The organism is Pedobacter sp. GSP4 (genome assembly GCF_051857575.1).
In the GTDB taxonomy this organism is placed as follows: Bacteria; Bacteroidota; Bacteroidia; order Sphingobacteriales; family Sphingobacteriaceae; genus Pedobacter.
Genome location: NZ_JBPZIR010000004.1, coordinates 528,905 through 550,478, shown reverse-complemented (window position 1 = coordinate 550,478; position 21,574 = coordinate 528,905). Strand labels below are relative to the sequence as shown.

The following is a 21,574-nucleotide window of genomic DNA, read 5'->3' as shown; positions in this document are numbered from 1 at the left end:
TCTTTACATTTATGAAAAGGCCTGAACGAAGTATTTTTACTATTTTCGGGCTTTTTAGTTTAACGCAGGAGCGATGCCATCGATAAAAGAAGATCTGAAGTTTTTTTTCTCTACCGTAAGAAAAGCATTTAATTTATTTCAGCAGAATGACCCCTTACGATTGGCCGGAGCTACCGCTTTTTTCACCAATTTTGCCCTGCCGCCAATCCTGATTATCCTCATCAGGCTTTTCGGCATGTTTACCGATAGGAGGTTATTTGTAACCCGTTTGTTTGAACGCTTATCCAATATTCTGGATAACGATAGTATTGTACAGATTAGAACCACTTTAAGGAACATCCGTGGGATAGATCAGGCCTGGTATGTTACCCTTTTTAGTTTTATATTTTTCCTTTTTGTAGCCACCACCCTTTTTAATGTCATTAAAAATTCTTTAGAACAGATATGGAACATCGGTCAGAAAGATAAAAAAGGGATTATTTACACACTTCAATCGAGGGCTATTTCAGTTACCATCATCCTATTGGCCGGAATATTGTTTTTTATAGGCTTATTGGCCGATAGCGTACAGGCTTACATTGGTGCTTATTTAAAAAGTGGTTCACCATCATTTGGGCTCATTTTAACCTCGATAATTAACCAGATTGTTTTTGTTGTGATTGTAACCACCTGGTTTACCCTATTGTTCAGGTATTTAACCAACGGGCGCCCTACTTGGCGCGCGGCAATTTCTGGCGGATTATTAACCGGATGCCTTTTCACCGTAGGGAAATACATTTTAAGAATTTTATTGCCCTTAAGCAATATCAGCAATATTTATGGTTCGGCCGGTTCCATTATCGTAATTATGCTATTTGTATTTTATTCTTCATTGATATTTTACTTTGGCGCATCGTTTATCAAAGCACTAAGTGTTGGAAGGGCAACGCCGATTGTACCAAAAAATGGATCGTTTGCTTACGAGCTTACAGAAGTTGAACTGGAAAAATAGGGCTTAATCAATTAGAGCTTATTGTTAGTATTGGCTTAAGTTAGCTGGAAACATCCGACAGCACAGACAGGAAGCAACACCACAACATAAAAAATCGTCATCCAGATCGGATAGCTATCGGATCGAGATGACGATTTTTGGAAAAAATTAGATTTAATTTTATAAAATCCTGTAACCTAAACCAACTGTAAATAAGTTTAGCTTAGTACCAGGATAACCGGCTTTATTGATTTTGGATAAACCAAGTTCGTAACGGGCATCGAAACTCAGTTTTTTCAGGTCTAAACCTGCACCAAACTGCCATGCCAAAGCCTGATTTTTAAAATCGGCCCTAAACACATTCCCTGCTGCCTGGCCAAAGTTTTGATTTTCATCCAATATCAACGAAAACATCGGTCCTGTATTTAAACGTACACCAATACCAGCTGCACCAAATTTGGTACCCACCAATAAAGGCACATCCAAACTCGTAAAACGTACCTTATTCACCTCTCCTGTACTCTCACTAACCAAATCAGCCTTTTTTCCTGAAACATAAAGTTCCGGTTGGAAATAAACGCCTGCAGCACCTACTCTGGCCCAAAGGCCACCGTAAAAGCCTGCGCGGTTATCGCTGCTGAAAGTGTTTTCGCTATCAAATTTCGAAAAATTTGCACCAGCCTTAATGCCAAGCTGGAAAGATGGTAATACCTGTGCACTGGCAAATAAGCCAACAAGCAGAAAGGCGAGGGTTAAAGATAAAAATTTCATGTTTTAAGTTTTTAGCTGGTGGCATTGTTAATGGCTTCTTGTTCTTTCAAAGCATCAACATTGTTTTTATCACCAAAATTTTGTGTTTTACCTGCAAAGTAATCTAAAATTCCTGAAATAGTATCTAAGTTATCTGCTAAATTTTGATGAACATCAGGTAAATCTTTTTCCAAACGGCTATCACCCAGTTCTATGTTATCGACCTCTATTTTAGCAATTTTTTGAATAAGTGCCTGCTGAGAATTTTGTAGATCTTCCAATTCACGCACAATCTTTTCCATTAATTCAAATTTCTTTAAAGTATTCATAGGTTCTTATTTTTAGTTAAACTATTTGTATAACGCCTCTACCTGTTATTTTGTTTTTAATTTATAATGCTTTGCCAGCTGATTTGGAATTATCAAAAACAACTAATAAATTAGTTTAAAATTACGGATCATGAAAAAGCTAGCACTGTCTTTATTTTTATTGGGTTTTGGTTTAATAGCATACAGTCAGAGTACTGCCGCTGTTGATAAAGAAAAGCTGTTCGATTTTTATCAAACACAGCGTTTTGCAGATGCCGCGCAATACCTTAAAAATATTTATGGAGAAGAGGTAAACGATTTTAAAACACTCAGCCAAATGGGCTACTGTTTTTTAATGGCCGGCAACAACGCTGAAGCCGAAAAATATTATGCCAAGGCCTATACCCTGCAGCCACAAAACCTGCCTATTCTTTTTAGTCTGGGCAACATCAATACCAAAAGGGGCAACACGGCAAAGGCAAAACAGTACTACGCCGAAGTGGTAAAAATAGATAGCAATAACTTTAATGTATACAAGCTGCTGGCCAACCTGTACAGTACGCCTAATGATTCGATAAAAATGATCTACCTGTTAAAAGCCAATAAAATTAATCCTTTGGAGGGTGATGTAGCTACCGATCTGGCAGAAGTACATAGCAAGTATCAACAATATGAAAAAGCTTACAATGTGCTCGATATAGCTATTAAGGGCGATAGCGATAACCTGATCCTACAGCGGGCAAAACTCCCCATAGCCAACCAGCTAAAAAAATATACTGAAGTAATTGCCTCAGGCGAAAAGTTATTAAAAGATGCTGCCGATGCAGGTGTGATAAAAGATGTAGCCAAAGCTTACTATTACGCCAAAAAATACCAGCAGGCTATTAATCTTTTTAAGCTTTTGGAAGCCGCCGCGATGCAGAATGAAGCAACCTTATACTATACTTCGCTGAGTTATCGGGCCTTGAAAAATTATCCACAGGCTGCAGCATACACCAAAAAAACGATAGATGAAGCCATTTCATCCAATACCGCCAGCTACTATGCCTTATTGGGATTGGTTTACGAAGAAAACAACCAGTTAACACTCGCTAACGCAGCCTATAAAAAGGGACTCCAGTTTAAAATTGTTCCGGCACTGTATTACCGGATGGCTGTATTTTACGATACCAAGTTAAAACAATCGGGCAATGCCCTGAAATATTATAACCTCTATTTAAAAAGTAAGCCGAGTACAACTGGAGATAAGGAAGAAATTAAATTTACGAAAGATAGAATTGCGCAGCTCAACCTGGCCGATTAAACCAGGTTTTCGAAAACAGGTTTTACATTGTCCCAAAATTCATCGAGGGCGATTATCCTTGGCTTAAAAAAGGAAATTAGCTCTGGCCAATGCTGCTGGTTAAATATGCTAACCCCACCAATGCTGATGGAAATTAAGGAAACCGTTTTGCCAAAATCATCGGTTGCATCTTTGATCCAGTCCCATTCTTCGTTTAAGGTATTGGTAAACATGAGCTTAAATTCTTCAAACTGCTCAAATATAAGGTGCCTGATATCGGGATCGGGATGCGAAAGCTGAATGGCGACAAAGGCCTTTTTCTTATCCACATCCATTTTAAAGAAGATGTTTTTAACCCCGGTTTTATAGTTGGTCCAGTTTACGGTCGAACCACTGGCTGAGGGTACAGGTTTCATGTATTGCCCAAAACTGATCCAAAACTGTTGGCGTAACCTGGCTGATTCTTCTTTACTGTACATTTATTTTTGGGGCATTTGGTTGAAACTGTATCGCAATCTGATATCTGTCACGTTGAGCCTGTCGAAACGCCTGTTAATGCATTTACTGGTCCTTCGACAAGCTCAGGATGACAAATTGTTAATACAGTTTTTTAGTGATGCTGCAATTATAAGCGATTAATATTTATATTCAAAATGGTAGCTTCCAGAGCCTATTTCTTCTTTTTTATCCGTTTTTGGCAAAATTACCGTAGCCGTCGAATTTGCCGGAACGGTTACATCCAGTTTAAAAATACCGTCAGCAATTGTCCATGACGACTTTATGGTACCATAAACAGTTTCGAGCTCTGCCGATGCGCTGCTTAAATTACCGCCCGGTTTAGGTGCAATTACAAATGCTTTGTAACCTGGCTGCTCGGTTGTAGGGTTAATGCCCGAAATATTTTTGTACATCCAATCGCCAATGGCACCGTAGGCATAGTGATTAAAAGAATTCATATCGGCTGTTTGGAAAGAACCATCCTGTTTAATTCCATCCCAACGCTCCCAAATGGTAGTGGCCCCTCTTTTAACCGGATATAACCATGATGGATAACTTTCTTGCATCAATAAATCGTAAGCTACATTTTCGTGCCCAAAACGGCTCAAAACATGGCAAAGGTAAGGTGTACCCAAAAAGCCTGTGGTAAGGTGGTTACCGTAATCCCTCACATTATCTACAAGCCGTTGAGCGGCCTGTGCGCGTAAATTTTCGGGCAGCATATCAAACTGTAGGGCCAATACGTAAGCTGTTTGCGTGTTCGAAATCAGTTTACCGCTCGGGGTCATGTTTTCTTTAATGTAGGCCGATTTTATTTTCTCCAACAGATCGCTGTATTTGGCCACATCGTCGGTTTTACCCAGAACCTTTGCGGCATTAATCAGCAATTGTGTAGAATGTGCATAAAATGTTTGTGCAATCATGTATTTATCGGTAACGGCTGCACGCCCATCATTATCATCGTTGGGGCGGTAAAACAACCAGTCGCCAAAGTGAAAGCCTGTATTCCATAGGTTGTTTTTTGATACAGATGAAATATAATCGACCCATTTTTTCATGCTGTCATACTGCGCTTCCAATATCCCCTTATCGCCATAAGAGATGTACATATCCCAGGGAATAATGGTAGCCACATCGGCCCAGCCCGCAGAGCCTGCATCGTTACTGTTTAACACATTGGGCACTACAAAAGGCACACTTCCGTTCGGAAGCTGATCGGCCGATACATCTTTTAACCATTTGGTAAAAAAGCCCGATACATCCATGTTGTAGGCAGCTGTTAAAGCAAATGCCTGTGCATCACCGGTCCAGCCCAAACGCTCATCCCTTTGCGGACAATCCGTTGGCACATCTACAAAGTTACCACGCTGGCCCCAGGCAATGTTGTGCTGCAACTGGTTTAAAAGTGCATTCGAAGTGGTAAATTTACCGGTGGTGTTCATATCCGAATACACGGCAACTGCAGTTAAATCGGCCAATTTGAGTTCGCCAGGGTAACCGTCTATTTTTACGTACCTAAAACCCTGGAAAGAGAAATGAGGCTCAAAAGTCTGTTCCTCGCCTCCCTTTAAGGTATAATTATTCTGCTGCTTGGCTGTACGCAGGTTGGTGGTATAAAAATTCCCCTCTTTGGTTAACACTTCTGCATGGCTGATCGTAATTTTAGTACCTGCAGGTCCTTTTGCCTTAAGCATTACCCAGCCCACCAGGTTTTGGCCAAAATCTACAACAGTTTCTCCCAAAGGTGTTTTAAATATTTTTAAAGCTTTAAATTCTTCGTGCTTGGTTACCTGCGGACCGCTCATGCCCACCAGTTTTTCAGGGCCATTAGGCAATAGCTGTACGGGTTTCCACGAAGCTGTTTCCTTAAAACCACTATTGTTCCAACCTTTAATTTCTAATCTGGCATCATAGTTTTCACCATCATAAATGTTCGATGCCAATATTGGGCCATAAGCTGTTTTCCAGCTGTTATCGGTTGTAATGGTTTCTTGGGTGCCATCGGTATATACAATTTCAAGCTGCAACAACAATGCCCGCGTATCGCCATAAAAGTGTTTCTGGTTGCTAAAACCGATACGCCCTTTATACCAGCCATCGCCAAGTGCAACACCAATGGCATTGGCTCCTTTTTTTAACGATTTATCCAGTTGATAAACCTGATATTGAATGTGGTTTTTATAACTGGTCCAGCCTGGAGCGAAATAAGACCGACTGATGCGCTTGCCGTTTATGGCAGCCTCATACAATCCTTTTGCCGTAATATAAGCTGTTGCCGAACGTACTTCTTTTTTAAGGTTAAATTCCTTTCTAAACAATGGACTTGCCATTGAGGTATCTTTCCCTTCAACAGCAATCCACTTTGCCGACCAATCTTCAGGTTTTAAACCAGTTTGAAAATATTGCACCGGCGACCATGCCGAGCGGTTACCATGGTTATCTTTTATCCTTACCTGCCAGTAGTATTTGGTTTTCGACGCTAGTTGAGGGCCATCGTAAGTAACCAGTACCGATTGATCCTTATTTACTGCCGCTTTCCACACAACTTTATTGATATTGGCTGTGGTGCCCAACCTGATTTCGTAACTGTTCTGCTTGGTATTTTTTGCATCAGAAACCAGTTTCCAACTAAACCTTGGTTTGGGATTATCTATACTAAAAGGATTTACTAAATGCTCAACAGTTAAATCTTTTACCGAGATTTTTTGCGCATAGCTATTGGTAAAAAAAGAAAACAACAGCGCTAGGGTAATTACTGCGCCCGGCATGCGGAAGATCTTGTTCATAAGTGGTTAGTGTTAGGTTTTTTGTGTTTCACAGTAATAATCAGCAATATTATCCGCTCAACTATCCTGCACTGTCATGAAAAATTAAGCGTTACAACAACGCTAAAAACCACATAAACAATTCAACAACAACAACTTAAAAAGAAAATAAACCAACTATTTATTCATTAAGCGGGCTACGTATTTTCCGATAATATCGAACTCTAAGTTTACAGTATCGCCAACATTTACTTCCTGGAGATTGGTGTGTTCGAAAGTATAAGGGATAATAAATACCGAAAATTCATCAGTAGCAGAATTTACAACCGTTAAACTAATCCCGTTAACACAGGCCGAACCCTTTTCTACAGTTACATTTCCGGCAGAAGCATCGTATTTAAAGCGGTATTCCCAGCTTCCGTCCAACTCTTCGCGTTTAATACATACCGCGGTTTGATCTACATGCCCCTGCACAATGTGTCCGTCCAAACGGGCATTCATCTGCATGCAGCGCTCCAAGTTTACTTTACTGCCAACTTTTAGTGCATCCAGATTGGTCTTATTCAGCGTTTCATCTATTGCGGTAACGGTATGTGTACCATCATTTAAAGCCACAACCGTTAAACACACGCCGTTGTGCGCAACGCTTTGATCTATTTTCAGCTCATGGCTAATGGCCGATGAAATGGTAAAATGAATGTTGGTATGATCGTTTTTGATGGCGGTAACTTCGCCAAGGGTTTCTATAATTCCTGTGAACATTGGTGTTTATTTTATTTCTTCGAACCGTCATTCCCGCGCAGGCGGGAATGACGGTCCACGCAATAGTAAAATGTACTAATATTTCAATCTATTCTTTCTCCAGTCCGAGGTATTTTTAACAACCACATCTGCCACTTTCAGCTCCTTTTTCTGGAAAATCTGGGTGGCTATTACTGCGGCAATCAGTGCTTCTGTTTCATCCTGTACCTTTAAACTTTCCGGTGTAAAGTATTTACCTACAAAATGCGTATCAAAATTACCGCTTTTAAAAGCCTCGTGCTGCATTACAAATTTACCAAAAGCCAAGGTAGTTTCTATCCCCGTAATATCATATTCTTCAATAGCCCTTACCATGCGCTCAATAGCTTCTTCCCTATCTTTGCCGTAAGTTATCAGTTTGGCAATCATCGGGTCATAATAAATCGGGATCTCCATGCCTTGTTCAAAGCCGTCATCAACCCTAACACCATTACCCTTTGGGGTATTGTAGGTTTTTAAAACACCGATATCCGGAAGGAAGTTATTGGCCGGATCTTCCGCGTAAACCCTCAGCTCGATGGCATGTCCACTGATTTTTAAATCTTCCTGGCTAAAACTCAATTTTTCGCCCGAAGCAATTTTAATCTGCTCTTTTACGAGATCGATCCCTGTGATCAGTTCAGTTACCGGATGCTCTACCTGCAAACGGGTATTCATTTCGAGAAAAAAGAAATCGAGGTTTTCATCCAGGATAAATTCCACAGTTCCTGCTCCAGTATAATTTACCGAACGGGCCACATCCACTGCACATTTACCCATCTGCTGCCTAATTTTTTCAGTTAAAACCGAAGAAGGAGCTTCTTCTACCACTTTTTGGTGGCGGCGCTGCACAGAACATTCACGTTCAAAGAGATGCACAATATTGCCATGCGTATCGCCCAGCACCTGAATTTCGATATGCCTTGGTGAAGTAACATAACGTTCGATAAAAACGGCCCCATCACCAAATGCCGAGGTGGCCTCGCTTACCGCCAACTGCATCTGCTCTTCAAAATCGGCTACCTGCTCTACTATGCGCATGCCTTTTCCACCACCACCTGCCGCAGCCTTGATTAAAATCGGGAAGCCCACTTCAATGGCCCTTTGCTTTGCCTGTTCCACATCCTGTATAGCTTCTTCGGTGCCAGGCACCATTGGGATATTATATTTTAATGCCGCAGCTTTTGCCGATAGTTTATTGCCCATGGTTTCCATGGCCTGTGGCGAAGGACCAACCAAGATTAAACCCGCATCGGCAACCATTTGTGCAAAACCCGCATTTTCTGATAGGAAACCGTAACCCGGATGGATGGCTTCGGCCCCTGTTAATTTACAGGCATCGATAATTTTCTCTCCTACCAGATAACTTTGGTTGGAAGGTGCAGGACCAATAAAAACCGCTTCATCGGCATAGCGCACATGCAATGCATTGCGATCGGCTTCCGAAAAAACCGCAACCGTTTTAATGCCCATTTCTTTGGCAGAGCGCATAATGCGCAAAGCTATTTCGCCACGGTTAGCGATTAAAAGTTTGGAGATTGGAACTTGGCGTTTGGAGTTATTGGGCATATTGGTTAGACTTTGTGTGTATGCAGATTGTAAATGAACTACCTGACTATTTGACCATGAACTATATTATTGACTTCGGCCTTCCGTCTTCGGACCTCTGACTACTACAAATGTAATATTATTTCAATTGCCTTATCGATCATTTCGGCACTAAGATCTAAGTGGGTAACCAGCCTGATGGTGCTGCTGCTGGTGGTATTGCAGAGCAGGCCTTTTTCTTTTAACTGGTTCACAATTTTATCTGCAGCACCCTTTTCTACCTCAAAAATAACAATATTGGTTTCTACAGGCATTACCGATTTTACGTAGGAAGCACGGGCAAGTGCACTGGCCAATGCCCGGGCATGGGCATGGTCATCCTTTAAACGTAGTACATGATGATCGAGCGCATAAATACCCGCCGCGGCCAAAAAACCTGCCTGGCGCATGCCACCACCAAAAGCTTTCCTTATTTTACGTGCTTTATGGATCATTTGTTTGGTACCGAGTAGAACAGAGCCCACCGGTGCGCCCAAACCTTTGGATAAGCACACCGAAATACCATCGAAATATTTACCATAGGCACTGGCCTCATCGCCGGTGGCGGTAAGTGCATTAAAAATACGTGCACCATCCAAATGCAGTTTCAATCCTTTTATATTACAAAGGTGATGAATGGGCGCAATCTGCGATAATGTATAGCAGCTTCCACCCCCTTTATTTACGGTATTTTCTAACACCACCAAACTGGAGTTGGGGTAGTGGATGTTATCTTCATTAATTTCTGGTTCTATTAACTCCGGGGTTAAAATACCACGTTCGCCATGCAGTAAGCGTACCGATGCACCCGAGTGGAAAGCAATACCACCTATTTCGTAGCGGTAAACGTGCGCGGTCTGATCGCAGATCACCTCATCCATGGGCTGGGTAAAACACTTAATGGCGATCTGGTTGGTCATTGTTCCCGATGGGCAGAACAAGCCCGCTTCCATATTAAAGGTAGCGGCCAGTTTTGTTTCCAGCTGATGCACCGTTTCGTCTTCACCAAAAACATCATCCCCTACTTTTGCACTCATCATGGCATCCAACATTCCGGCTGTTGGCCTGGTTACGGTATCACTTCTAAAATCTAAAAATCTGCTGTTCATTTCGCTAACGGATTGTAAAATATTGTTGATGTTAAAAAAAAAGACCAATGCCCTTTCTGGTATAATTTTAAGGTTTTTCGGCGATTAAACGCCGTATATAGTGTATTTTTTACACACTTAATTTTCGACAACAACAAATTGTTAAAAAATTATTAAAAAAAAGGATACAAAATATAAGAGTTTTTATACTTTTATCGTGCTAAAACCAAAAATAAATAAAATGATAGTAATTGCAGACGGCGGATCTACCAAAACAAATTGGTGTTTGATTAACGAGGCCGGCAGAAAAATTTACTTTAACACTGAAGGTTACAACCCATACTTTTCAAAGGGAGAGTACATTGTAAAATCTTTAAATGAGACTCTACCAGACCACTTGGAAAGAGAAAAATTAACAGCAGTTTACTACTATGGCGCCGGCTGTTCTACACCTGCAAATGTAAAGATTGTGGCCGATGCCATGAAACAGATTTTTACCAATGCAAGTATTTTTGTAGGTCATGATTTACTTGCCTCTTGCAGGGCACTTCTTGGAAACGAGCCAGGATTTGCTGCTATTTTAGGTACAGGCACAAACTCATGTCTTTACGATGGAACTGAAATTACCATGAATATCGATTCTTTGGGCTATTTCTTAGGCGATGAAGGTAGCGGATCATACATTGGTAAACGTATTTTGAGCGATTACATGAAAGGTTATATGCCAAAAGGCTTACGCGAAGCTTTTTACGATAACTATGCTTTAACCAACGAAGATATTTTCGATAACATTTACAACAAACCATTGCCAAACCGTTTCTGCGCAAGTTTCAGTAAATTTTTATACGATTTCAAAGATAATTACGAAGATTATGCCTTTGCTACCATTGATTATGCTTTTACCGCATTTTTCGAAGCATTGGTTATCCACTACCCTAACTATAAAGACCACAAGTTAAACTGTGTGGGTTCTGTAGGTTACAGTTTCCGCGATATATTAAGTATTGTGGCCGACCGTTACGAAATGGGTGTAGGTAAAATTATCCGTTCGCCTATAGATGACCTGGTACATTACCACCTTGAACTGGCACCTAAAGGCTAGTTTGGAGCTTGGGTTCTCAGTTTGGAGTGCTACGGCTCGAACCATAATTGTTGGTACTAAGGCTAGTCTTTAGTCCAGAGTTAGGCAACATATAATAATACAGCATAAAAAATCCCAGCTTGCAAAACTGGGATTTTTTCGTTTTATGATAACTTCAGAATCGATTAATATTATTGTATGTTTATTTTAGCCCCTTTTTCTGATGCGATCGTCATGCTGTCCCGATTTTCACATCGGGATCAGCATCTTTCCTGTTAGATAGACCCTGAAATAAATCCGATAGCTATCGGATCAGGGTGACCGCTGTAGTTTAGAAGTCGATCCACGCCAAACGCTATCCGCTCAGCACCAAACGCTCAGCACACTCCACTAGAACGAAATCTCCTTACCAAAAAGCTTGGCATATTTACGTTTATCAAAGCGGTACAGGGTGGCTGCACGGTATGAAACGCCTTTTTGTTTTTCATCAAGCTCTTTAAGCACGCCAAAGCTTACAATTTTCTTTCTAAAATTTCTTTTATCCAGTTTTTTGCCCAGCACCAGTTCATAAACATGCTGCAGCTGTGTTAGTGTAAATTTTTCGGGCAACAGCTCAAATGCAATCGGCTGGTGTTTGATCCGGCGTTTTATTTTTTCTAAACCCTTATCGTAAATCTTCTGGTGATCGAAAGCCAGTTTAGGCAGATCGGTAATCGGCAGCCAATTGGCGCGTTTAGCATAAGTACTAATAGGCCTCAGTTCTTTATCGCCGCCCAAACGGATCAGGGCATAATAGGCCAAGGTAATTACCCTACCCTGCGGGTGCCTGTTCGGATCGCCAAAAGCATAGTATTGCTCCATGTAAATGCCGCGCAAACCGGTAAGTTCGTATAAAATGCGGGAAGCAGACTGATCTAAACTTTCATCAGGGCCAACAATGTTACCGGGCAAGGCCCACCAATCTTTAAATGGTTCTTCATTCCTTTCAATGAGCAGGATTTTTAGTTCCTTACCATCAAATCCAAACAAAACGCAATCTATCGAGAATACAGAATCTAAATGAGGTAAAATTTGTTCCAAAGTAAAATTTAGTTATTTTAAGCAGATAAAGGTATGACTTTCAATATTAAGTAAAAAAAATAAAAAAAATTACTTAGTGTAAAAATTACACACTATATTCGTATAATAAAGATGGAGCCAAATATTAAAAATATAGCAGTATTAACTTCGGGTGGCGATGCCCCTGGAATGAATGCCGCGATCAGAGCTGTTGTTCGTACCGGAATATACCATGGCATAAATATGTACGGTGTAATGCAAGGATACCAAGGTTTAATTACCGACAACATAAAACCAATGGACGCCCGTTCGGTAAGTAATATTTTACACCTGGGCGGAACCATATTAAAAACAGCACGCTGTTTAGAATTTAAAACTGATGAAGGCCAGCAGATTGCCTACAACAATTTAAAGAAAAACGATATAGATGCCCTAGTTGTTATTGGTGGCGACGGAACTTTTACCGGAGCGAAACGTTTTTCGGAAAACTTTGGCGTTAAAGTAATCGGTATTCCAGGCACGATTGATAACGATCTTGTTGGATCTGATTTTACGCTGGGTTACGATACAGCCATTAATACGGTTATTGAAGCGATTGATAAAATCAGAGATACTGCCGATGCGCACGACCGTTTGTTCTTTATAGAGGTAATGGGCCGAGATTCTGGCTGTATTGCCCTAAGAAGTTCAATTGCAAGCGGTGCAGAAGCGGTGCTGTTGCCAGAAAGAGAAACCAGTGTAACCGAACTGATCGATAAACTGGCCCTAGGTGCAGCTACCAAAAAATCATCGAGTATTGTAATTGTTGCGGAAGGACATAAACAAGGCGGCGCTTACGATATTGCCAAACGTGTAAAAGAAACTTTTGATCATTACGATACGAAAGTAACCATACTCGGACACCTGCAGCGTGGTGGTAGCCCAAGCAGTTTTGACCGTATTTTGGGCAGCCGTTTAGGTTTTGCCGCAGTAAATGCGTTAATTGCGGGCAAAACAGAACAAATGGTAGGTTTAAAGGGAAATGAAATACAATTAACGAGCATTACGGAAGCTTTAACGGCACATTCCTTTAAGTTAGAGCCCGATTTAATGGAGATGACCGAAGTGCTTTCTATATAATATGGTAGCGGTTGTTTACAGCGGATCGAAAACGGCATTTTGGAAAATAACCCAAAATGGACAGGTAGTAGCACACTGCAACACTACGGGCCTAAACCCCTGCTTTGTTGACCCGAAAACGATCTTACAGATTTTAAACAAAAAGGTTGCACTGGTTAACAATGCAGAAAATATAAAGAAAATTTATTTCTTTGCAGCCGGAGCATCCTCGCCAGATAGGAAAGAGGAATTGGCAAAAACCCTCTCATCATTTTTTAAATACAGCAAAATTGTAGTAGAAAATGATCTGTTCGGAGCTGCCAAGGCCGCCTGTTACGATAAGCCGGGTATAGTGGGCATGTTGGGCAGCGGTGCACATTGTGCTTATTTTGACGGAAAGAAGCCAATAAACAATAACTTTGGATTAGGTTATATATTAGGTGATGAAGGTTCTTCCAATTATTTCGGGAAAATTCTCCTGAAAGAGTTTTTGAGCCTTAAACTCCCTAAGGATATTGAAACCAAGTTTATGTTAACCTATAATCTAGACCGCCCTCAAATTTTAGAACGTATTTACAACAAGCCGCAGGCGAATATATTTTTAACCTCTTTTTTCGATTTCTTTACCCAGAACAGCAAACACGAGTACATCCGTAGTCTGATTGATGAAGGATTTGAAAAATACATTAAAACCTACGTGCTGCCTACAGTTGAAAAACACGGCGGACATGATTTACATATTGTTGGCAAAGTAGCCGCCGAGCTGGAAGACCGCTTGAGGGTGGTAGCCGCTAAATACGATTTAGAAATAAAAAGCATTATTAAAGAACCAATACAAAATTTATTAAAACATTACACTAATTAACAAAAACAATGAGCAAAATTGGAATAAACGGCTTTGGCCGTATTGGCAGACTGGTTTTCAGAGCCGCATTAAAAAGAGGATTGGATATTGTAGCTATCAACGACTTAATTGAGCCGGATTACATGGCATACATGTTAAAATATGATACTACCCATGGCAAATTTGATGGTACCATTGAAGTTGTTGACGGTAACTTAGTGGTTAATGGTAAAACAATCCGTGTTACAGCAGAAAGAAACCCTGCTGATTTAAAATGGGATGCTGTAGGTGTTGATGTAGTAATCGAATCGACAGGTATATTCTTAACCCGCGTTGATGCTGAAAAACACATCGCTGCCGGCGCTAAAAAAGTAGTTTTCTCTGCTCCTGCTAAAGATAGCGACATCCCTACGTACGTAATGGGTGTTAACCACGATAAATTAACTGCAGATCAAACTATCGTTTCTAATGCATCATGTACTACAAACTGTTTAGCACCAATTGCTAAGGTTTTAAACGATAACTTCGGTATTGTTGAAGGTTTAATGAGCACCATCCACGCGGTAACTGCAACTCAAAAAACAGTTGATAGTCCATCAGCTAAAGATTGGAGAGGTGGCCGTGGCGGTTTCTCTAACATCATCCCTTCATCAACAGGTGCTGCTAAGGCAGTAGGTATGGTTTTACCTGAATTAAAAGGTAAATTAACAGGTATGTCGTTCCGCGTTCCTGTTGCCGATGTTTCTGTAGTAGATTTAACTGCACGTTTAGAAAAACCTGCAACTTACGAGCAGATCAAAGCAGCTATGAAAGCAGCTTCTGAAGGTGATTTAAAAGGTGTACTGGGTTATACTGAAGATGAAGTTGTTTCTTCTGACTTTATTGGTGATGACCACGCTTCTATTTTTGATGCAAAAGCAGGCATCTCTTTGAATGATAATTTCGTTAAAGTGGTATCTTGGTACGATAACGAATGGGGATATTCTTCTGCATTAGCTAAATTTGTAGAATATTACGCTAGTTTATAATAAAAAATAGCGCCTAGCGCAATATTATACTACCAAAAAGGTAGCATTATTAATTTAATGCTACCTTTTTATTTTAAACAGCATTTTCACCTGTAAATTATATTTTAAAATTGACCATAAAAACAATTTTATTTAAATTTTAAATAATAAATTCACTTAATAAAACTAAAATCATCAAAAATTAGCTGAAATTTTATGTAAAAAGCGTTTTTAACCCCAAACAGAACAAACGTTTGACTAAATCGTACCATAAATTGACAATATTTAACAATTAGTTAACAAATTTTTGCTTTATCTTTGCCATACGATCATTTTAAATCCTAAAAACTTACAGAAAAAGAACAGGAAATAAAAAATGACAAAAAAAATACTTAAAATTTTCTTAGTGTATTTTTTACACTATCAAATTTTTTACTATATTTGTATCATAATAAACGGAACGAAGTTTGTTATCAATTAAAAAGATAAAATCACTTACTTGAAAAACCTTGGTTTGGATAGCAAGTTTAAGACAAAGCCTGGCTCATAACAGGTTTATATTTGGTTAGAAAAAAGAGATACGTCTGGATGGAGTATCTCTTTTCTTTTATACAGGATTTTTTTCTTGAAGCATTACAGCGCTACTCCCCTGCATCCCAAAATCCATTAGCCAAAAGCCATTTAAAAAAGGTTAATCAAGAAATAGCACCACACTTGCAGTTAACAGGTTCATACCCGCAGTGAACAGTTTGATGTTTGCAGTGAACAAATTTATGCCGGCAGTTAACAACATTATACTTTCAGTTCATAGTTATATCGCGGCAGTTAACAACTTTATCGGAGAAGTAGATTACTTTATCGGTGCAGTAGGCAATATTAAGTTGGCAGTTGAAAGGTTTATTGGAGCAGGCGGCGGTAAGAACAATAACTGGATAAGTTTTTCACATGTGGCGACTGTGTAGAGCGACAGGACAGACTTCATGCCTAAACTTGAGAAATAATTACTTCTCTTCAATTAACTTAGTCATATACAATCTGCAACATAACTGAAAGTCATTAATTAATGGGTGTAATTTTCTATGCGCTTCAATCATTCGATCGCTTGTCTCCTTTCTTAAAAAATCCCTTTGCTCATAATTACGATCAACTATCTTTCTTTTTTCATCATCAGCCAAAACCTTATCGGATAACTCAAGATCAATATTCAATTTTAAAAGCCCGTAAGTATATTCTCTAAGATAAGACCCCATTTCATGCAGGACTTCAGATTTTAGGTTGTAAAACTTATTTATGAGTTCTGGATCTTCAACAAATAACTTAAACTTTACATCTGAATCTGAAAATTCATCATATGCCATATTTCGCTTCCTTTGAAATTCTCTAATCTCATCTGAACTGCTCTCATCTGCTCCCCCCAAACTTATGCTTGAGATTATGTTATACCATTTAAAAAATGACTGATTTAGCAAAATAATTGCATTTCGTTCTTCGTTTGCTATACCCAGCTGAATTGAAGTCAATACATTTAGATTTGCTTTCAACTTTTCTGTTTGAGCTGCGAATGTTATTTTAACCTCTTCAACCAAAGTGGTTATACTTTTAATATCGTCCTTTGTAGCTAAATTCTTGCCTTTTTCATTGAAATAGCTCGGAAGCATATTCTTTATAAAATAATAAGTAATTAAAAATCCAAACAATGATAATATTGGCATGAGCCAATTAGAGATAATATGTTCCATACTTTGGCTATATTAAGGTTAATTTAGTTGCAATTGTAATCTCCTCTAAATGTATGAGAATTACCTCAATACCCCTCATACCATTCTGATTTACAACAAAATAAATAAGATTCATGATTGCTTTATATACATTACAAAGGTATACCTCTTTCATCCTTGTTACAAATGAGGACGATTGAGCTGATTAAGATTTTTCACACACTGCAAGCATGCGATAGCGAAGGGTTAAATTTCAATAATCAATTCTTTATGGTAACCATTATATTTTTCGCTGATATAACCATGGGGATTACAAATAATTTCCGTTTGATTGATCATATACCGAGATGGTGTATGGATATGCCCATGAATCCAATACAAGGGTTGATACTTTCGAATAACATCTTCAAGATTTGAGGCGTAGGCAGAAGTTATTGGATCGCTTTCATATAGCTGAGGCACTGATTTTATACTTGGCGCATGGTGTGTAATAACCACATTTTTATAGTCCTTTGATTCTTCAAGACTTTCTATCAACCAGTTTTTCGAAAATTGATGGATTTTATATGTGTCGATGCTACGCAACTTAGAATAAGTCGGATCTCTTCTGATTAACCTGTAATCGTTCATTTTACCCTGGCAGATTATACCATATTCTATTGGACTACCAAAAAGCGAAAAATCAGTCCATAACGTAGCGCCATGAAATCTTATCCCATCAATTTCAATACGGTTATTCTCTAGTACAGATACATTTGAACCTTTGGCCAGTTCGGCTATTTTATGGAGCGTATGTGGATAAGCTCCCTTGTAATATTCATGGTTGCCTAAAACATAAATTACTGGTTTATTGAAAATATTTTGTTTAATCCACTCAATTCCTTTTACACCAAGATTAATGTCGCCTGCCAAAATAACCAGATCGGCATTTTTAAAGCTCAGCTCCGAAATTCCAAACTCTTGGTGCAAGTCACTTATAATCTGTATTTTCATTTAATATTTCTTCTCAAAAAACTAACCTCACCGTTTGATAATTTCTAGCCTATTTTTATTATTAGATCATACTTTTTTTACATTAGCTATTTACATTCGGCATCGATTCTTTTCTGCGCGTATTTGTCACCAAGTGATTTGGCCTTTTCCCAATCTGCACAGGCACCCTGCTTATCGTTCAGATTAAACTTGGTATTCCCCCTATTGTAATAAGCCAGGCTATTGGCAGGCTCAAGTTCAATAACACGGTTATAATCTTTCATTGCTTCATTATACTCACCTGCATCATCCTTATTTGTTGCTCTGATTAATAGCGCTTCGATATAATCAGGGTCTATTTGCAGCGCTTCATCATAGTCTCTGCGGGCTGCTGTATAACTATATAGTTCATCTTTACAATAACCCCGAGCCTGCCAGGCTTCTTTCATTTTTGGCGAATAATTAATCGCAGTAGAAAAATAGATAATCGCTTTCCCAAAGTTTCTTTGATTAATTTCCCTTAAACCTTTTTCATAAAAACCAACAGACATTTCCGTTTCCATATCTAGGTAAGTTAAATTTTTGGGATCTGTTAATGCACCATAACCGTCTAATTTACAATCAAACTCATAACCTTTACAGTAGAGATCTATCACCCAGAAAATTAAATTTTCTTCGGTATAAGGTAGGGTTTCAGCATTACCTCTTAAAATCCAAGAACCATCTTCCTGCTCTGGTTTTTCGAGCTTGAAACCATAATTATCACGCAAAAAACCACTTAGTTTATCCAGTTTTTCAGGCCGGTCCGAAATAAAGTCGAAATCAAATTTAGCCAAGGCATTATCCTTAAAACCATCTTGAAGCATGCTTTTATAAACGGTCTGTGCAGTCTGTTTTTCTTTGCTATAGTTACTGTTAAATTCTTTTTTCGTAAAAAACCGAATATCCATATTGTCTTTTGATTGGCTGTAGCCTGCTAAAAATAAAAATGTTAATAAAATAAGTACTATTAGCTTCTTCATACTTTGATTTTTTTTACGCTAGTGGTGACCTCACAAAAAAAGCCAGTTCACATGATATTATCATTAAGCTAACAAAACTTAATTGTTCTTTTTCGTAATGATAAAAGAGTGAGGCCTCCATTGTCCTCGTTTGTAAAGAGGATAAACGAGAACCGCGATTGTATCGCGCAATACCACCAATTCTTCTTCTAACCTAGTAACCCAATAATGACGATTACAAATTAAGGTAACCGATCACTATTATTTTTTTAACCGATTATAAAGCTCCATAACTACCCAGTTTAATTCGCTTTGATTACAGCGATATTCTTTAATCTTACCGTATTCCTCATAAGGTGAAATGTTAAAACCACCCTCAATGTCATTAAAGTATATTACCTCATTACCAAATATAGCTACAACCCAAAATCCGCCGCCCATTTCACCATATTCTTTTTCCTGCCATTTCTGAGGTTCTACTTTGATCAGATTCCACAAGTTTAACGCCTCACTATCGAGTTCTTGTTCTCCCCGCAAAATCCAATCTTCCAATTTGTTTCTTGAAATAGGTGTCCACATTATATCTATACCTGATAATACTGTCTGTTAAATGATGTTTGTATCAATCTGTTTTTCCCTGATTATAAAGTACATTATCCCAATTGTTACACAAAAGAAAATAATTGATTCAAGATGCAAAAAAGGAGCTTGATAACGCATCGCCCAGCTAGAAGGAATATAATCTCTCTGAAAACTCAGCATCCAAACCATGATTTGATCTGTAAGCCCCAATAGCAATATTATGAGACAAAACAATAAACGCCAATATTTTGCCTTACGAAAATAACCCCACCAAAGACCCTGTGTAGCCATTAAATAAATCAACATTGGAAGTACTGCAGTAAACCAATATGGCCCGGTATAACGGTTTATTATTGCGTAACGCAGCTCATTGGAACTAAGCCAATCGATTAATACAGTTACTGGAAACTGCAAGAAATATGCAATACCTACAATTCTTGTTAACCAAACTATCACCTTATCCAGTTCGCCGATGAATTTGGTTTTAACTAAAAAGCAAATCCCTATGCTCCAGCAAGCATAAATAAGCATTTGCTCTTGCAAAAGATTGGACAGGCTAACAGTACTATACATAAATGAGGGTTAAATTTAGTTAACCCAAATTAAGTTATTTTTTTGGCATCAAAGCAGTTTGAACTTAATTTATACAACCTCAATCCCCAAATGCCTGTAAGCAGCTAAAGCAGTATTTTCAGGCTCGGTTTCGGTAATAATTACATCTACATCGGTAACCGGACAAACATAATAAGATTCTACGGTATTTATTTTTTCGAGGGCCGAGAGCGCAATGGTTTTCTGTGCCTGATTGATCATGATGCTGTTCAACTGTGCATCTTCGTATATAATAGAGGTAATGCCCATGCTGTGGTGCAGACTACATATACCAAGCATACAGATATCGGCCCTTACTTTCCGAAAGGTATCGATCGTTTCCTGTCCCATGGTGGTAAATGCAGTTTTATGCAATCTTCCGCCAGCAAATATCACATCCACACTAGGGTGATCTTCCAAAATATTGGCCACCGGAAAGCTATTGGTAATAACGGTAATCATCAAATCTTTGGGCAATGCTGCAGCCAGCGCTACTACTGAAGTACCTCCATCAAAAAACACCACCTGCCCATCTTTCAAAAACCGCAGCGCCTTATTGGCAATGACCTGTTTATGCTGTTGGTTATGTTTTTCCCTTTCACGGTAATGTTTTGGAACGGGAGAATGCGAAATGGCACCTCCCCTAACCGCCCGCAGCAGCCCCTGCATATCAAGCTCCTTGATGTCGCGGCGCACAGTATCTTCTGATACATTCAATAAAGTGCTCAATTGATCCAGCCTTACTTTGCTGTCTTTTTTGAGGGTATCAATAATAATCTGTAGGCGCTCTTCCTTTACCATAACAATGCAATATGTTGCAAATATAAACATTTTTAGAACTTATTAATTGCAATATATTGCAATATTTAATATTTTTGTTGCAAAATACAGCAAATCATGAAAAGAACAATTGGCATTGACATGGACGGCGTTCTGGCCGACATTGAAGATCATATATTACAGACATACTATCAAGAAACAGGCATTTTGCTTACACGCGATGATATTAAGGGGAAACAGGAAGAAGAACTTTTCACGGATAGGGCCATCGTGATGAATATCTGCAACCGGGTAGGTTTTTTCAGGAATTTACCGGTTATGGATGGCGCAATTGAAACCGTGAAACAGCTAATGGAAGATTATGAGATCTTTATCGTTTCGGCGGCCATGGAATTTCCGTTATCGCTTTTTGAAAAACACGAATGGTTGGCAGAACATTTCCCTTTTATAAGCTGGAAGAATATAATCTTTTGCGGAGACAAGCGCATCATAGATACCGATTACCTGATAGACGACCATTGCAAAAACCTCGATTTCTGCAAAGGGAAAGCTTTAATGTTTACGGCATTCCACAATGTGGATAAGGATCACCATCAAAGGATCGATCACTGGAATGAGGTACCGGGTTTATTGAAAAAACTGGAAGCGAAAAACCTAGAACTGGCTTAAACCAAAGGTACCAACAAAAAAGGATGTAACCACTGGCTACATCCTCTATCTAAATTAACGCTCTCAACTTATGAAGTTGATATAAGGCTCTCACCCCTTATGCCTACAATATTACGGCAGAAAGATTAAGATTTGATGAAGAAA

22 protein-coding genes are annotated in these 21,574 nt (G+C 39.1%); 8 read left to right on the top strand and 14 right to left on the bottom strand.

Annotated elements, in window-relative coordinates; translation table 11 throughout:
* The first annotated feature begins 73 nt into the window (after positions 1-73).
* A complete protein-coding gene (locus tag ACS5PU_RS13235) occupies positions 74-991 on the top strand; it encodes a YihY/virulence factor BrkB family protein (protein ID WP_439459647.1) in 918 nt (305 codons plus the stop codon).
* Between the two features lie 159 nt (positions 992-1,150).
* Here ACS5PU_RS13235 and ACS5PU_RS13230 read toward each other — a convergent pair whose 3' ends face one another.
* Both ACS5PU_RS13230 and ACS5PU_RS13225 read right to left on the bottom strand, forming a co-directional pair.
* Complete coding sequence (locus ACS5PU_RS13230) at positions 1,151-1,741, bottom strand: porin family protein (protein WP_439459646.1); 591 nt, start codon at positions 1,739-1,741, stop codon at positions 1,151-1,153.
* Between the two features lie 11 nt (positions 1,742-1,752).
* A complete protein-coding gene (locus ACS5PU_RS13225; RefSeq protein ID WP_439459645.1) occupies positions 1,753-2,049 on the bottom strand; it encodes a hypothetical protein in 297 nt (98 codons plus the stop codon).
* A 130-nt stretch (positions 2,050-2,179) separates the two neighbouring features.
* Here ACS5PU_RS13225 and ACS5PU_RS13220 point away from each other — a divergent pair, with 130 nt between their 5' ends.
* Positions 2,180-3,331, top strand: a complete 1,152-nt coding sequence (locus ACS5PU_RS13220) for a tetratricopeptide repeat protein (protein WP_439459644.1) — start codon at positions 2,180-2,182, stop codon at positions 3,329-3,331.
* Here ACS5PU_RS13220 and ACS5PU_RS13215 read toward each other — a convergent pair.
* The 5 genes from ACS5PU_RS13215 to ACS5PU_RS13195 form a co-directional block, all read right to left on the bottom strand.
* The gene (locus ACS5PU_RS13215) at positions 3,328-3,789 is read right to left on the bottom strand and encodes a DUF4268 domain-containing protein (protein WP_439459643.1); all 462 of its coding nucleotides are present in this window, start codon (positions 3,787-3,789) and stop codon (positions 3,328-3,330) included. The two genes, ACS5PU_RS13220 and ACS5PU_RS13215, sit on opposite strands and share 4 nt — an antisense overlap.
* Positions 3,790-3,945: 156 nt before the next feature.
* Positions 3,946-6,594 (bottom strand): family 78 glycoside hydrolase catalytic domain, encoded by a 2,649-nt coding sequence (locus ACS5PU_RS13210; RefSeq protein ID WP_439459642.1) that lies wholly within the window; start codon positions 6,592-6,594, stop codon positions 3,946-3,948.
* Between the two features lie 156 nt (positions 6,595-6,750).
* Positions 6,751-7,335: a riboflavin synthase gene (locus ACS5PU_RS13205; RefSeq protein ID WP_439459641.1), complete on the bottom strand. Its 585-nt coding sequence runs from the start codon at positions 7,333-7,335 to the stop codon at positions 6,751-6,753.
* A 75-nt stretch (positions 7,336-7,410) separates the two neighbouring features.
* Positions 7,411-8,922, bottom strand: coding sequence for an acetyl-CoA carboxylase biotin carboxylase subunit (gene accC / locus ACS5PU_RS13200; RefSeq protein WP_439459640.1), 1,512 nt, complete (start codon positions 8,920-8,922; stop codon positions 7,411-7,413).
* A 104-nt stretch (positions 8,923-9,026) separates the two neighbouring features.
* Complete coding sequence (locus ACS5PU_RS13195) at positions 9,027-10,049, bottom strand: threonine aldolase family protein (protein WP_439459639.1); 1,023 nt, start codon at positions 10,047-10,049, stop codon at positions 9,027-9,029.
* 220 nt (positions 10,050-10,269) lie between these two features.
* On the opposite strand from ACS5PU_RS13195, the gene ACS5PU_RS13190 reads away from it, so the two are divergent.
* Positions 10,270-11,130, top strand: coding sequence for an N-acetylglucosamine kinase (locus ACS5PU_RS13190; protein ID WP_439459638.1), 861 nt, complete (start codon positions 10,270-10,272; stop codon positions 11,128-11,130).
* Between the two features lie 369 nt (positions 11,131-11,499).
* On the opposite strand, the gene ACS5PU_RS13185 is transcribed toward ACS5PU_RS13190, so the two are convergent.
* Positions 11,500-12,189 carry an NUDIX hydrolase gene (locus ACS5PU_RS13185; RefSeq protein WP_090982558.1) on the bottom strand — a complete coding sequence of 230 codons (690 nt, stop codon included), beginning with the start codon at positions 12,187-12,189 and terminating at the stop codon, positions 11,500-11,502.
* Between the two features lie 111 nt (positions 12,190-12,300).
* Between ACS5PU_RS13185 and pfkA the strand changes: the two genes are divergently transcribed.
* The 4 genes from pfkA (at position 12,301) to ACS5PU_RS13165 (ending at position 16,079) form a co-directional block, all read left to right on the top strand.
* Positions 12,301-13,287, top strand: coding sequence for a 6-phosphofructokinase (gene pfkA, locus ACS5PU_RS13180; protein WP_439459637.1), 987 nt, complete (start codon positions 12,301-12,303; stop codon positions 13,285-13,287).
* 1 nt (position 13,288) lies between these two features.
* Positions 13,289-14,131: a hypothetical protein gene (locus ACS5PU_RS13175; RefSeq protein ID WP_439459636.1), complete on the top strand. Its 843-nt coding sequence runs from the start codon at positions 13,289-13,291 to the stop codon at positions 14,129-14,131.
* Between the two features lie 8 nt (positions 14,132-14,139).
* Positions 14,140-15,138: a type I glyceraldehyde-3-phosphate dehydrogenase gene (gap, locus tag ACS5PU_RS13170; protein WP_439459635.1), complete on the top strand. Its 999-nt coding sequence runs from the start codon at positions 14,140-14,142 to the stop codon at positions 15,136-15,138.
* A gap of 752 nt (positions 15,139-15,890) precedes the next feature.
* Entirely contained in the window at positions 15,891-16,079 is a 189-nt protein-coding gene (locus ACS5PU_RS13165) for a hypothetical protein (protein ID WP_439459634.1), read from the top strand.
* 39 nt (positions 16,080-16,118) lie between these two features.
* On the opposite strand, the gene ACS5PU_RS13160 is transcribed toward ACS5PU_RS13165, so the two are convergent.
* The 6 genes from ACS5PU_RS13160 to ACS5PU_RS13135 form a co-directional block, all read right to left on the bottom strand.
* Positions 16,119-16,856 carry a hypothetical protein gene (locus tag ACS5PU_RS13160; protein WP_439459633.1) on the bottom strand — a complete coding sequence of 246 codons (738 nt, stop codon included), beginning with the start codon at positions 16,854-16,856 and terminating at the stop codon, positions 16,119-16,121.
* A gap of 225 nt (positions 16,857-17,081) precedes the next feature.
* Positions 17,082-17,828, bottom strand: coding sequence for a metallophosphoesterase (locus ACS5PU_RS13155; protein ID WP_439459632.1), 747 nt, complete (start codon positions 17,826-17,828; stop codon positions 17,082-17,084).
* A gap of 86 nt (positions 17,829-17,914) precedes the next feature.
* Positions 17,915-18,829 (bottom strand): tetratricopeptide repeat protein, encoded by a 915-nt coding sequence (locus ACS5PU_RS13150; protein WP_439459631.1) that lies wholly within the window; start codon positions 18,827-18,829, stop codon positions 17,915-17,917.
* A 240-nt stretch (positions 18,830-19,069) separates the two neighbouring features.
* Positions 19,070-19,387: a hypothetical protein gene (locus tag ACS5PU_RS13145; RefSeq protein ID WP_439459630.1), complete on the bottom strand. Its 318-nt coding sequence runs from the start codon at positions 19,385-19,387 to the stop codon at positions 19,070-19,072.
* Between the two features lie 27 nt (positions 19,388-19,414).
* Entirely contained in the window at positions 19,415-19,963 is a 549-nt protein-coding gene (locus tag ACS5PU_RS13140; protein WP_439459629.1) for a hypothetical protein, read from the bottom strand.
* Between the two features lie 69 nt (positions 19,964-20,032).
* On the bottom strand, positions 20,033-20,782 hold the full coding sequence (locus ACS5PU_RS13135; RefSeq protein ID WP_439459628.1) for a DeoR/GlpR family DNA-binding transcription regulator: 750 nt from the start codon (positions 20,780-20,782) through the stop codon (positions 20,033-20,035).
* Positions 20,783-20,878: 96 nt separating this feature from the next.
* On the opposite strand from ACS5PU_RS13135, the gene ACS5PU_RS13130 reads away from it, so the two are divergent.
* On the top strand, positions 20,879-21,430 hold the full coding sequence (locus tag ACS5PU_RS13130) for a 5' nucleotidase, NT5C type (RefSeq protein WP_439459627.1): 552 nt from the start codon (positions 20,879-20,881) through the stop codon (positions 21,428-21,430).
* Positions 21,431-21,574: the final 144 nt, after the last annotated feature.